The 12545-nt window shown below is 61.6% G+C and carries 10 protein-coding genes; 2 read left to right on the top strand and 8 right to left on the bottom strand.

Annotation, left to right across the window (positions count from 1 at the left end):
- Window positions 1–77 precede the first annotated feature (77 nt).
- Window positions 78–1034 carry a LysR family transcriptional regulator gene (locus AC1Q67_RS21180; protein WP_492237455.1) on the top strand — a complete coding sequence of 319 codons (957 nt, stop codon included), beginning with the start codon at window positions 78–80 and terminating at the stop codon, window positions 1032–1034.
- On the opposite strand, the gene AC1Q67_RS21185 is transcribed toward AC1Q67_RS21180, so the two are convergent.
- Window positions 988–1242: a DUF6894 family protein gene (locus AC1Q67_RS21185; RefSeq protein ID WP_024573833.1), complete on the bottom strand. Its 255-nt coding sequence runs from the start codon at window positions 1240–1242 to the stop codon at window positions 988–990. The two genes, AC1Q67_RS21180 and AC1Q67_RS21185, sit on opposite strands and share 47 nt — an antisense overlap.
- Window positions 1243–1365: 123 nt before the next feature.
- Here AC1Q67_RS21185 and AC1Q67_RS21190 point away from each other — a divergent pair, with 123 nt between their 5' ends.
- Window positions 1366–2124, top strand: coding sequence for a sulfite exporter TauE/SafE family protein (locus AC1Q67_RS21190; protein WP_492237454.1), 759 nt, complete (start codon window positions 1366–1368; stop codon window positions 2122–2124).
- On the opposite strand, the gene AC1Q67_RS21195 is transcribed toward AC1Q67_RS21190, so the two are convergent.
- From AC1Q67_RS21195 to AC1Q67_RS21225, 7 genes are all read right to left on the bottom strand, one after another.
- Window positions 2121–2960 (bottom strand): aldo/keto reductase, encoded by an 840-nt coding sequence (locus tag AC1Q67_RS21195; RefSeq protein ID WP_492237453.1) that lies wholly within the window; start codon window positions 2958–2960, stop codon window positions 2121–2123. The genes AC1Q67_RS21190 and AC1Q67_RS21195 overlap by 4 nt on opposite strands.
- A gap of 13 nt (window positions 2961–2973) precedes the next feature.
- Entirely contained in the window at window positions 2974–4068 is a 1095-nt protein-coding gene (locus AC1Q67_RS21200) for a lipocalin-like domain-containing protein (protein WP_492237452.1), read from the bottom strand.
- A complete protein-coding gene (locus AC1Q67_RS21205) occupies window positions 4058–6520 on the bottom strand; it encodes an ABC transporter permease (RefSeq protein ID WP_492237451.1) in 2463 nt (820 codons plus the stop codon). The genes AC1Q67_RS21200 and AC1Q67_RS21205 overlap by 11 nt, the downstream gene beginning before the upstream one ends.
- Window positions 6517–7185: an ABC transporter ATP-binding protein gene (locus tag AC1Q67_RS21210; protein WP_492237450.1), complete on the bottom strand. Its 669-nt coding sequence runs from the start codon at window positions 7183–7185 to the stop codon at window positions 6517–6519. The genes AC1Q67_RS21205 and AC1Q67_RS21210 overlap by 4 nt, the downstream gene beginning before the upstream one ends.
- Before the next feature lie 195 nt (window positions 7186–7380).
- Complete coding sequence (locus AC1Q67_RS21215) at window positions 7381–10464, bottom strand: MexW/MexI family multidrug efflux RND transporter permease subunit (protein WP_492237449.1); 3084 nt, start codon at window positions 10462–10464, stop codon at window positions 7381–7383.
- 21 nt (window positions 10465–10485) lie between these two features.
- Window positions 10486–11673, bottom strand: a complete 1188-nt coding sequence (locus AC1Q67_RS21220) for an efflux RND transporter periplasmic adaptor subunit (protein WP_051358697.1) — start codon at window positions 11671–11673, stop codon at window positions 10486–10488.
- A 2-nt stretch (window positions 11674–11675) separates the two neighbouring features.
- Window positions 11676–12377: a TetR/AcrR family transcriptional regulator gene (locus AC1Q67_RS21225; RefSeq protein WP_024573825.1), complete on the bottom strand. Its 702-nt coding sequence runs from the start codon at window positions 12375–12377 to the stop codon at window positions 11676–11678.
- Window positions 12378–12545 lie beyond the last annotated feature (168 nt).

Genomic DNA, 12545 nt, shown 5'->3' on the forward strand with positions numbered 1-12545 from the left:
TGCCGTTTGATAAAGTCTAGTCGTGTTTTCTTATAAGAAACGATAAGCTGGACTAATAGGCAGCGAGATAAACGGGCATGATCGATTTCAAGTCAATCGAGACGTTTCTCTGGGTGGTGACGCTTGGAAGCTTCGGCGGCGCAGCGCGAAAGCTCAACACCACCCAGCCTGCAATCTCTCAGCGCATCGCCCAGCTCGAAAGCGAGATTGGCGTGAAGCTTCTGCAACGCGACAGCCGCACCGTGATGCCGACGCCGAGCGGACGGCAGATGATGCAGTATGCCGAGAAGCTCATCGCGCTGCGCTCCGAGATGCTGGCCGCGGTGATGGATCGATCCGGGATGCGCGGCATCCTGCGTCTCGGCGTTTCCGAGACAATTGTTCACACCTGGCTGCCGCAACTGATCGAACGCGTCGCAAGCACACATCCAAATCTCTCGCTCGAAGTCGAAGTCGACATCACGCCGAATCTTCGCGCGCGGCTGCTGGCGCAGGAGATCGATCTCGCCTTTTGTCTCGGGCCATTGTCGTTTCCGAACGTGCGCAACCGCGTGCTGTGCGATTATCCGATTTCGTTTGTGGCCAGCCCTATGCTTGGTCTCGGCGACCGCGTGCTGACGGTGCATGATCTGGCGCGGTTCGCGATCATCACATTCGCACGCAAGACGCAACCATATGAAATCGTGAGATCCCTGTTCAATCGGCCCGATCTGCCTCACACAAGGCTGCACGCCAGCGCTTCACTGGGAACGGTGATCCGCATGGCGACCGATGGTCTGGGAGTCGCAGTGATCCCGACAGCGATCGTCGAGCGTGAACTGGCGGAAGGCCAGCTCTGTCTCTTGTCCACCGACCTGCATGTCCCGACACTGACATTCGCCGCGAGCTGGCTGGCATCACCCGACACGCTTGCCGCTGAACTGGTCGCCGATGTTGCCGCCAAGCTGGCGCAGGGCGAAGACGACCCTACGGTGTCCCAGCGCGCTATCAGTGCCGCGACTGTGGCTCGTCCGGAATCTCGAGCGCTTCGCTGAACGGAAACTCGAGCACGATTTCGCCGGCTTCGTCGGTGACTTCGAGCGACGCCGACAGCAGCCCCGGCTCCTTGCCCTCTTCCTGAAGGATCTGCCGGATGGTCGCACGCGCGACCTCCCAGGCGTGATCCGGGTCGCGCAGTTCCTCGCCCTCCGGGTCAGGAATAAGCGTCTCGCCAATACGGGTGTTGAAGAAGTAGCGGGGCATGGCCGAAATCTATTGTCGCCATGGCAAACCCACAAGGGCGGCCTGCATTTCTGCGCGGCGATAGCTGTTGATCTGGACGGGCTTTTTGAGGCCTAAGTGAAAGCTATCTGACGGAATCATGACGTGCATACCATCATCACCGAGCCGTTGTTCTATTTCGTGGCGGTTCCGGCGGTGATCCTGCTGGGACTAGCCAAAGGCGGCTTTTCGGGGCTCGGCATCGCGTCGACCCCGCTGCTGGCACTTTATCTTCCGCCGCTGGAAGCCGCTGCGCTGATCCTGCCGATTTTGATCACGCAGGACGTGATCTCGATTTATGTCTACCGGCGCGATTGGGATGGATGGAATCTGAAAGTCATGCTGCCCGGCGCGATTGCCGGCATGGGGCTTGGCTGGCTGCTGGCGTCGCACCTGTCCGACGCCCTTGTCCGCATCATCATCGGCATTATCGGGCTCGCCTTTGTCGCCAACACCTGGCTGCGCCGCGGGAGGATCGAGCCGCATCCGGCAACCGCGGTCAGCGGAGTATTCTGGGGCGGCGTCTCGGGGTTCACCTCGTTCATGACACAAGGCGGCGGGCCGCCGTTTCAGGTGCACGTTCTGCCGCAGCGTCTGCCAAAGCTCACGCTGGTCGGCACCACCACAATCTTTTTCGCGGTCGTGAACGTTCTGAAGATCGGGCCCTATTTCATGCTCGATCAGTTCACCACAAAGAATTTCGCGACCTCGCTGTTGCTGCTGCCGATCGCGGTGCTCGCAAACTTCGCGGGCATCTGGCTGGTCCGCAAGACGCCGACCGGACTGTTCTACAACATCGCCTATGTGCTGCTGTTCATCATCTCGTTGCTGCTGCTCTGGCAGGGCGTCGCAGCAATAATCTAGAGCATCGGCAGACTGCGCGGTTCACGGCCGAGCGGAAACGCCTTGTCCAGCGCTGCCATGTCGCTTTCGGTCAAGGTGATGTCTCCCGCACCCGCATTTTCCGCTGCATGATCCGATGACGATGCCTTGGGAATCGTGAACACCGACGGCCATCGCGCCAGAAAACTCAGCGCCACCTGACGCGGCGTTGCATTGTACCTTGCAGCGATCTGATGCAGGACCTTGCCGCCAGTCGACTGCGGAGCCGGAAAATCATCGTGTCCGAACGGCGAATACGCCACCACCGCCACGCCATGCGCCTCGCACCACGGGATCACCGAATGTTCGATAGCGCGCTCGTTCAGATGATAGAGCACCTGATTGCAGGCGATACGTCCCTCGCCGGCGACATCGACCAACTCTGCAAGATCGCCAGCATCGAAATTGCTGACACCCCACGAGCGGATCTTTCCCGCGCTCACCAGTTCTTCCAGCGCAGCGACGGTATCTTCCAGCGGATATGATCCGCGCCAGTGCAACAGGTAGCAATCCAGACGATCCGTCTTGAGCCGCTTCAGCGAACGGTCGCACGCCTGGATCGTCCCCTTGCGCGAAGCATTGCTGGGCAGCACTTTTGAGACCAGAAACACCTCGTCCCGCCGGCCGTTGATCGCTTCCGCGACCACAAGTTCGGCATCGCCGTACATCTCTGCGGTGTCGATATGAGTCATGCCGAGATCGAGGCCGCAGCGCAGCGCCGTCACCGCAGATTTGCGGTCACCATGATCGATGTACCAGGTGCCCTGCCCGATGACTGAGGTTTGCTGTCCCGTCTGGCCGAATGGCTTCTGCTTCATTCTGTGTTCTTTCTCAGTAACCCGTCATTTCAAGATAGCCGACACCTGCATGGCTGCCTTTGAAATTGATCGGGCCTTCCCAATAGGCGAAGCGCGTTCCCATCCAGCTTTTGGCATTAAGCGGCACGCTCTCGATCTTCAGTCCGCGATCCGCGATCGCAACGGTCCATGACGTCGGCAGCTTGCGGTTGCGGCTCTCGATGGTGGTAAACCCGGTCGGTGTCATGACGATCGAATCCGGCGCAAGCGGCACCGAGTGCCCATCGCGCTCAATCCAGTTTCCGGCGAAATAGTTCCGTCCGTCTTTCTGACGCAGACGAAACAGCATGACTTTCTCGCCTGAATCGAGATGCAGCGAAAACCAGTCCCATCCGGTCTGGTCAGACGCCAGCGGCTGACTGCTCCATTCACGGTCCATCCAGGCGTCGCCGGTGGCGGCGATCTGCCTGTCACCCAGTATGATCGTGCCCGTGGCTTTGAAATACGGCTGACTGAAATAATACGACGCCTGACCACGTTCCGATTTCTTGCTGTAACCGCCCTCACCCTGAAGCACCAGCGGACGATCCGCAGTGAGATGCAGGGTGTAGCTGAAATCTGATCCCGATGCCGAGACGGCAAGCGGCGCGACGTTCCGCGCGTTGAAATCTTCAAGCCCTCGCATCTCCCATGAATCGATCCATGCATGAAACGGCGACGCGTCCGCGCCCGCCTGCTTCACACCTCCGCGCGCGAACTTCTCGGCATACCGATGAACACTTGCGCTGGTGAGGGCGGCATGACCCATCCAGATTTGCTGATTGGCCCAGCCTTCCTGCTGCGAACCCGGTGCCGTCGCCTGCCGGAACAGGGTCCATTGCGCGCCCCACTGCGCGCCGTTTGTGTCCTTCAGATTCGCCGTGAGATACCACCACTCGATCCGGTAATCCGGATGCGCACCGTGTTCGCGCGGGAACTCCAGCACCTTGCCGGGCACGACGGCCGCAAAGCCTTCGCTCTCGCCGCCCAGTCCTGCAAAGCCCTGGGCGCGCGCCAGCGTACCACCGAGACTTGCGAGCAGGCTGCCGCCGAGGAACGAACGGCGGCTGGTGCGAAAATCAGCGCTCATTGGCGAATATCTTCGCAAGAGTTGCAGGTTGCAGACGCATCAGGCGCAGGATCGGCAGACATGTCGCGAGCAGTGCCGCCAGCATAGCCACGACAAGCAATTGCGCCAGTTGCGCCGGGAAGACATGGAACGGCAACCGCCATCCGAAGGCCTTGACGTTCACCACCGCCACCAGACACCACGCCACCAGCAAACCGAGCGGCAGCGCCAGCAGCGCGGTGATGAATGCGACCGACATCGTTTTCAGAAGTTCAATCCCTGCAAGCCGCCGCCGCGTCAGTCCGAGTGCCCACAACGGCGCCAGTTGCGGGAGCCGGCTGTTGCTCAGCGTCAGCAAACTCGTCAGCAGCGCGACCCCGGCGACACCGAGGGTGAATGCGTTCAGCGCGGTCGTGACCGAGAATGTACGATTGAAGATGCGCGTCGATTCAGCCTTGAGCGTCGCCTGATCCAGCAGACGGCTGGTGTCGAGACCGAATTCTTCGCGCAACGCCGTGACGAGTTCAGGCACTTTCGCGGGGGTCACACGCAGGCCGAACCGCGTCCGCGCGATGTCCGGCCAATGCGCCGCGAGCGCGTCGATATCGATGCCGATCTGGCCCTTGGGATTGCCGTAGTCGGGATAAATCCCTGCAACCATGACGGGCCATGGCCCCGTTACCGCTGGAAGCACAACGTGATCGCCGAGACCGGCTTTCAAGCGCCGCGCAAGCTGCTCGCTGACCAGCATACCCTTGCCCGCCCGCACCTTGTCCCAAACGCCCGGCATGAATTCCAGCAGCGGCCAGCGCTCACGATAGGTCGCGTGATCGGCGAAGCCGAGAATCTCCACCGGCAACGTGTCCAGCGTCACGTCGGTGCGCCAGGCCGGCAGGATTGCTTCGACTTCCGGGCGCTGGCGCAGCCACCGCACGATCTCCACGGCCTGCGCATCGCTGTTCGCGTTCAGATAGACCTCCGCCGCAAGCCGGTCGTCGAGCCAGGTGGTGAAGGTTCGCGAGAAGCTCTGCACCATGGTGCCGACGCCGACATTGACCGCGAGCGCAAGCAGCAAGGCCATCAGCGCCAGCGACAGTCCGGGAAGTTGCTGCCGGCTGTCGGCCCAGAACCATTTGACGACAGGCCGGACGGTGCCGCGCTGACCCAGACTTAACACCATGCCAAGCAGCACCGGCAACGCCAGCGCCGCCGCGAGCAGCATCCCCGCAAGCACCAAAAATCCCGAGGTGAGCGAGTCGCCGAAATAAAGACAGGCCGCAGCGACAACCGCGACCGCCCCCGCCATGGCGCCCTGCCGTATCAGCCATCGGTGCTGCGCCTGCTGCCAGGCATAGGGCTGCGCCGCAGCAAGAACCGGCAGACGGTAGACGCGATAGAGCCCCGCCGCCGCCGCGAGCAGCGCGCCGAGCACACTCATGCCGAGGCCCGACAGCCACCAGCCTGGCCGCAGCGACAGATGTCCCGGAATCTGCGCGCCATACAATCCGCGCAGACTGACCGCGACATCCGGCAACAGAAAGGCCGCGACGACATAGCCGAAGATCAGCCCGATAACACCGGACAGCAGTGCAAGCGACACCAGTTCGGTGATGAGCACAACGGTAAGTGCCCTCGCCGACACGCCGCAGGCGCGCATCGTGCGCAACATCGGCAGCCGCTGCTCGAACGCGAGCCCGATCGCAGAATGAACGATGAAAAGACCGACCACGAACGACAGCAGACCGAACGCTGTCAGATTGAGGTGAAAACTGCTGGTGAGGCGCTCGAGGTCGCTCGGTGCGCCTGCCTCCACCAGCAACAGTTTGCTGCCGGTGACCTGCGCAAGTGGAGGACGCTTGCCGCTGCGCATGTCGCCGACAAGAAGCCGCGAGATCTGGTCCGGCATTTTGAGAATGCGCTGCGCGACGCCGATGTCGACCACCAGCACGCCCGGCGCGAGATTGTCCTGCACCACGAGCGGCGGCAGCGACATGCCGTTTATCTGCGGCGATGCGCCCTCGTGCATTTTCAAATCCGCCAGCGTTTCCGGTGCGACCAGCGTTTGGCCAGGCGGCGCAATGAACTTCTGCAAGTCCGCCTGCCCGAGTTCGGGCGCTGACCCCGCCCCCGGAGGCAGCGAGACAGGCTCAATTCCTAATAACCGGGACGACCGGCCGCCGATCAGTACCCGGCCTTCGACCACCGGCGACACCGGCCAGTTGGCGCGGCGCAGATCAACAAACAACTGCTGCGGAAATGCCGGGCTGTCGCGCCCGACCAGCATTGCGGTGTTGCCGCCGCCGAATGTGGCTGCCGCGCGGTCGTAGCTGTTGCGCGCCTGCTGGTTGAGCGCCTGTACCCCGCTCCATAACGCAGTCGCCGAAATCAATCCGACCAGCAAGGTCGCAAGCTGCATCCGGTGCCGCTTCCAGTGGCTCAAAAGGCCGACCAGAATCCAGAACGGACGCGTCATGTGATGCGCCCCGCGGTCAGATGGACTCGCCGGTCGAGCGTCGCGGCAAGCCGCTCGCTGTGCGTCACCATCAGGAAACCGCAGCCGGTACGGGCGACCAGATCGCGTGCCAACGCCAGCACATCGTCGGCGGTGGCTTCGTCGAGATTTCCGGTCGGCTCGTCGGCCAGCAGCACGAGCGGCTTGATCGCCAGTGCGCGTCCGATCGCGACACGCTGTTGCTGGCCGCCGGACAATTGCTCTGGATAGCGGTCGAGCAGCGTGCGAAGCCCGAGCCGCTGCACCAGTTCATCCTGCCACACCGGATCGTGGCGGCCGGCGATGCGCGCCTGGAACGCGAGATTGTCGGCGACCCGAAGACTGGGAATGAGGTTGAACTGCTGGAACACGAGACCCAGCCGGTCACGCCGCATCGCCGCCCGGTCGCTGTCGGACAGATCGGACACCAGCGCGCCGTCGAGCCAAACCTCGCCACTGTCCGCTTTATCGAGGCCCGCGATCAGATGAAGAAGGGTGCTCTTGCCGCTGCCGGATTCGCCGGTGAGCGCCACGCTCTCGCCGGCCGCCAGCGCAAGATCAACGCCGCGCAACACCGCAAGCTGCTCCTCCGACGTCCGATAGGATTTGGTGAGGTTGCGAACGGTCAGCATGGTTGCGGCGATCATACATAAAGCCGACTTCGCCGTACATCATGAAGCATCAACCGGTGCCAACGATGAAGGTTGAAACATCGTCATGGCCGGGGTTACCCCGGCCACCCACGTCTTAAACGGGCACCGATAAAGACGTGGATGCCCGGCACACAGACAAATTTCGCGGTTTGCGACCGCTGCGGCCGGGCATGACGACGCGTCACAGCCTCAAGTCAGGCTGAGTTCGTATTTCTCGATATCCTTGGCCCGCTCGGTTTCAGCCGCAGCCCTGTGGTCAGTCGCAAGCACGGTATAAACCGCCGGCAAGACGAACAGCGTGAACAGCGTGCCGACCGACATGCCCGCGACGACCACAATGCCGATGGAGAAACGGCTTGCCGCGCCGGCACCGCTCGCGGTGAGCAGCGGCAGCAGGCCGGCAACCATCGCGGCCGTCGTCATCAGGATCGGCCGCAGACGAACGCGCGCCGAGTGCTCGATGGCAGTACGCCGGTCCACACCTTCGTTGACCTGCATCTCGTTGGCGAATTCCACCATCAGGATGCCGTGCTTGCTGATCAGGCCGACCAGCGTCACCAGACCCACCTGCGTGTAGATGTTGATGGTGGCAAGGCCGAAGAACAGCGGGATCAACGCGCCCGAGATCGCCATCGGCACCGAGATCAGGATTACCAGCGGATCGCGCAGACTTTCAAACTGCGCGGCCAGCACCAGGTAGATGATGATGAGCGCGAATATGAAAGTAACCGTGAGCTGGTTTCCTTCCTGCACATACTGACGCGAGTCCGCGAGATAATCGCGGGAGAAGCCCGCAGGCAGTTGCTTCGCCTGCTGCTCGAGGAACTCCACCGCCTTGCCCATCGTCACGCCCGGCATGGCCACGGCCTGGAACGTCGCGGAGTTGAGCTGGTTGAAATGGGTCAGAGCGTTCGGGTTGGTCATCGTCTCGATCGTAACGACGGTCGAGAGCGGCACCTGCCGGCCGGTATTGGTCGCAACGTAATAGTTGCCGATCGATTCCGGCGTCAGGCGCAGGTCACGCGGCACCTGCGGGATTACCTGATACGACCGGCCTTCCAGATTGAACCGGTTCACGTAGTTGCCGCCCAGCAGGGTCGACAGCGTATTGCCGAGGGCAGCCATGTTGATGCCGAGGTCGTTCGCCTTGGAACGATCGACAACGACGCGGACCACCGGCTGATTGAATGCCAGGTCGCTGTCAGCCACGATGAAGAGTCCGCTGGCGCGGGCCGCCTTCTTCAGGTTCTCCATCTGCTCGAATACGGCCTGGAAGCCGCTCGTGCTGCTGATGACCATCTGGATCGGCAGGCCGCCGGGGCCACCCGGCAGCGCCGGCAGATTGAAGGCAAACGCATTCACACCCTCGACCTTGCTCAACTCATTCTGCACCAGAGGCTTGAGCGCCAGCGAGGATCGCTTGCGCTCATCCCATGGCTTCAGGATCATGCCGGCAATGCCGTTGGCGGGGCCATTGGTGCCGTTGATGATGAAGCGCAGATCGGTTTCGGGGAAACCCGCAAAGACCTTGTCGAGCTTCTCGCCGTAGAACTTGCTGTAGTCGATGTTGGCGTATTGCGGCGCCTTGGTCACCGAGAACAGGATGCCCTGGTCTTCCTCTGGCGCCAGTTCCTTATTGGTGTTGACGAACATGAAGCCAACAAGAAACAGAATCGTCAGGGCGAAGAGGCCCGTGATGGGCCGATAGTCCAGCGAGCGGTCCAGCTTGCGGCCGTACCAGTCGGTCACCCGGGTAAACACGCGATCGACAAGCTTGGCGAAACGGCCCTGTTCGTGACCGCCCTTGAGCAGCACCGAGCACATCATCGGCGACAGCGTTAGCGCGACCACACCCGAGATGATCACCGACCCCGCCAGCGTGAATGCGAACTCACGGAACAGGGCGCCGGTCAGGCCTCCGAGGAAGCCGATCGGGGCATACACCGCGGCCAACGTAATCGTCATGGAGATGACCGGGCCGACAATTTCGCGCGCGCCTATCAGCGATGCCTCAACGGGCGATTTGCCCTCCTCCAGATGCCGATGGATGTTTTCGACCACGACAATGGCGTCGTCGACCACCAGTCCGATGGCGAGCACCATCGCCAGCAGCGTCAGCAGGTTGAGCGTAAAGCCCATCGCCAGCATCAGGATGCAGGCGCCGACCAACGACAACGGAATGGTGACAACGGGAATGATCACCGAACGGAACGACGCGAGGAACAGGAAGATCACGACGACGACGATCACCACCGCCTCAAGCAGGGTGTCACGCACCTCGTCGATCGACGACTGAATGAACTTGGTTGAATCGTAAGCCACCCGCATTTTCAGCGACGGCGGCAGATTGCGCTCGATTTCCGGGAACAGGCCACGCACGCCCTTGACGATATTCAGCGGGTTGCCCTGCGGCGTCGACTGAACGCCGATGAAGATGGCCTGCTGGCCGCTCATTGCAACGCTTGAGTCCGTGCTCTGCGCGCCGAGCTCCACCGTCGCAACGTCTTCAAGCCTCACGAAGCCGCCATCCTTGGCCTTCACCGTCATCCGCTTGAACTGCTCGATGCTGGTCAGGTCGGTATTGGTCGTCACGTTCGATACGGTGAAGTATCCCTTCGACTGACCTGCGGCGGCCTGGAAGTTGTTCGCTCTGATCGCCGCGGCGATGTCGTCGGGCGACACGTTGCGGCCGGCCATCCGCACCGGGTCCAGCCAGATGCGGGTTGCCAGCGTCTGCGCACCGAGAATATCGGCCGATGCGACGCCATCCACCGTCGAAAGAATCGGCTGCACCACGCGGGCCAGATAGTCCGAAATCTGCGGCCCGCTCAGCTCGTCGCTGGCGAAACCGAGATACATCACGGCCGTGGTCTGGCCGGTCGATTTGGTGATGACCGGGTCGTTCGATTCTCGCGGGATCAGGTATCTGACCGAACTGACTTTCGAACTGACTTCGGTCAGCGCGGAGTTCGGATCGACATTGAGCTTGATGTAGACCGAGATCGTGCTGGTGCCCTGCACCGACGACGACGTGATGTAATCGACGCCTTCCGCCGACGCCACCGCCTGCTCGATCGGCTGGGTGATGAAGCCTTGCATCAGGTCGGGCGACGCGCCGGGATACGACGTCGTGACGGTGACCACAGTGTTCGACAGCTTCGGATACTGACGAATTCCAAGATGCGTCGCCGCCTGAAAACCGATCAGCAGGATCAGCAGGCTGACGACAAGCGACAGGACGGGCCGCTTGATGAAGATATCGGTGAAGGCCATGAGTGGCGCTCCGTTCAAAAATCAGTAGCGCGGCGGCTGCGCGGGAATCTGCGGTGGCTGGTCAGGCGAGATCGTGACAGCCGAGCCGGATTGCAGCTTGAGCTGTCCGACTGCAACCACCCGATCCCCCGGCTTTATGCCGCTGGCGATGACGACACGGCCGTTGATGCGCTGTCCGGTCTTCACGAAGGTCCGGTCGGTTTTCAGCGACACCTTGCCGTCGGGGCCCTTGGTCTCGGTGATGAGCCAGACGGAATCGCCGTAGAGCGTATAGTCCACGGCAGTTTCCGGCACGGTAATCACCGCAGGCTTCGGCGGCAGCTCGACCGTGGTCGATGCGAACATGCCCGGCTGCAGGATACGGTTCGGATTATCCAGCGTCGCCTGGACGCGCACGTTGCGCGTGTCGGCGCTGATCTGCGGCTCGATGGTGGTGATCTTGCCTTCGAAGGTGCGGCCCGGATAGGCGTCCACCTTGATGCGGACGGTCTGGCCCACGTTCAGAACAGCACGGTCCTTTTCGGTCACCGTGAAGTTCAGATAGAGGCGCGACAGATCGGTGAGCGAGACGATCTGCGTTCCCGCGCTCAGATACTGACCGAGCTGGACCAGACGCACGCCGAGTACGCCGTTGAACGGCGCGGTGATGCGCTTCTGCGAAATGATGGCTTCGGTCTTCGCGACCGCGGCGGCACCCTGATCGTAAGCCGCCTGCGCCTGATCGACCGTCGCTTGCGGACCGAACGATCTGGCGAGCAGCGTCTTGGCGCGGTCGAGCGCGAGCTGCGCCGCCAGTGTCTGCGCCTTGAAGCTGGCGAGATCACTCTGCTCCGGCGCGTCATAGATCTGGAGCAACGGATCGCCTGCCTTCACTTCCGAGCCTGGCTGGAAGAGAATCTCGGTGACGCGTCCGTTGACGTCGGTGGTGACGTTGACCTGATTGATCGCGGCGAGATCGCCGACTGCCGTCAGGAGATTCGGCAACACTTCGGACTTGGCTTCAGCCACGGCCACCACGGTCGGAGGCGGTTTGTTGTTCTTGAAGAACTCCGCGATCATGTGACTGCGGAAGGCGTTAAAACCCCAGATGATGCCGACTAGCAGCACAAGCGCGCCGCCGACGATGATCAGCCAGCGCCGCATGCGAATGGGCTTTTGCGGAGACTTCGCAGCAGGAGTTTGATGGGAAGGCGAGCTCTTGGCGTCCATGTTTATGCACTTTCCACAATCCGGACCGTCGCTGGCGAGAGCGACGGAACGGTATCCAAATAAGAAGCGATAGCGTGGCCGTTCATTCCGATTCCCCGAAGAATGAACTGGCAGATATGCCGTTCGAAGTCCGGCGCGCTTGGATAGTCGAGCGAGGGAGTCGCGGGAAGCCTTGTCAGGGCAATCATGTGAACAACTTGATGCGCGAACCAGAAGAGATTTAGCGATTCACCCTCAACCCGCTCCGCGTCACCCGCCGCGATGGCGCTTTCAAGCGAAGCGTTGAAGATGGGGCCGATCAGCTCTCCGATTTTGTCATAGAGCAGCCTCGCGAATTCGCCGTCGGTAAGCTGGCTGGAGATCAGAAGTCTGACCCGCTGCGCGTCTTCCTGATCCGGTTCTTCGGTCGCGCGCATGAAGTGCGCGACCATTTCGCGGATAAGAATGACCAGTGTCTCCGTCGATGGCTTCAACTCGCGCAGCCGAAGCAATTCCGGATCAGCCTCGCAGGCTTCCGCGAGTATTTCCGCATAGAGTGCGGCTTTAGTAGGGAAATGCTTGAACAGCAATCCTTCCGAGATACCCGCAGCCTGCGCAACACTTCGCGTTGTCGTCCCCGCGAAACCATACAGGGCGAAGCAACGTTTGGCCGCCTCCAGGATCTGCTCCCGGCGGAGATCGCTCGTGAGTCTGAGGGTGCTCATGCGGCGTGAGTAAGCACTCACTTAGCCTAAAGTCAACTGGAATTGCTGCAACGCAATGCGCATTTCAGCCACAATTGGGCATCCAGCGTCTCGCCATAAGACCAGTGTCGGGAACTCTGTCAGGCACGTTTGCGGCTGGTGCCTGCAATCAGATTCTGCGGATCGAAT

This window comes from Afipia sp. GW823-FHT06G09 (assembly GCF_058794875.1).

Excerpts from the sequence above, each read along its gene's own strand:
- AC1Q67_RS21215 (WP_492237449.1), bottom strand. The coding sequence starts at position 10,464 with ATGGCCTTCACCGATATCTTCATCAAGCGGCCCGTCCTGTCGCTTGTC.
- AC1Q67_RS21220 (WP_051358697.1), bottom strand. The coding sequence starts at position 11,673 with ATGGACGCCAAGAGCTCGCCTTCCCATCAAACTCCTGCTGCGAAGTCT.
- AC1Q67_RS21205 (WP_492237451.1), bottom strand. The coding sequence starts at position 6,520 with ATGACGCGTCCGTTCTGGATTCTGGTCGGCCTTTTGAGCCACTGGAAG.
- AC1Q67_RS21195 (WP_492237453.1), bottom strand. The coding sequence starts at position 2,960 with ATGAAGCAGAAGCCATTCGGCCAGACGGGACAGCAAACCTCAGTCATC.
- AC1Q67_RS21210 (WP_492237450.1), bottom strand. The coding sequence starts at position 7,185 with ATGATCGCCGCAACCATGCTGACCGTTCGCAACCTCACCAAATCCTAT.
- AC1Q67_RS21180 (WP_492237455.1), top strand. The coding sequence starts at position 78 with ATGATCGATTTCAAGTCAATCGAGACGTTTCTCTGGGTGGTGACGCTT.
- AC1Q67_RS21185 (WP_024573833.1), bottom strand. The coding sequence starts at position 1,242 with ATGCCCCGCTACTTCTTCAACACCCGTATTGGCGAGACGCTTATTCCT.
- AC1Q67_RS21225 (WP_024573825.1), bottom strand. The coding sequence starts at position 12,377 with ATGAGCACCCTCAGACTCACGAGCGATCTCCGCCGGGAGCAGATCCTG.
- AC1Q67_RS21200 (WP_492237452.1), bottom strand. The coding sequence starts at position 4,068 with ATGAGCGCTGATTTTCGCACCAGCCGCCGTTCGTTCCTCGGCGGCAGC.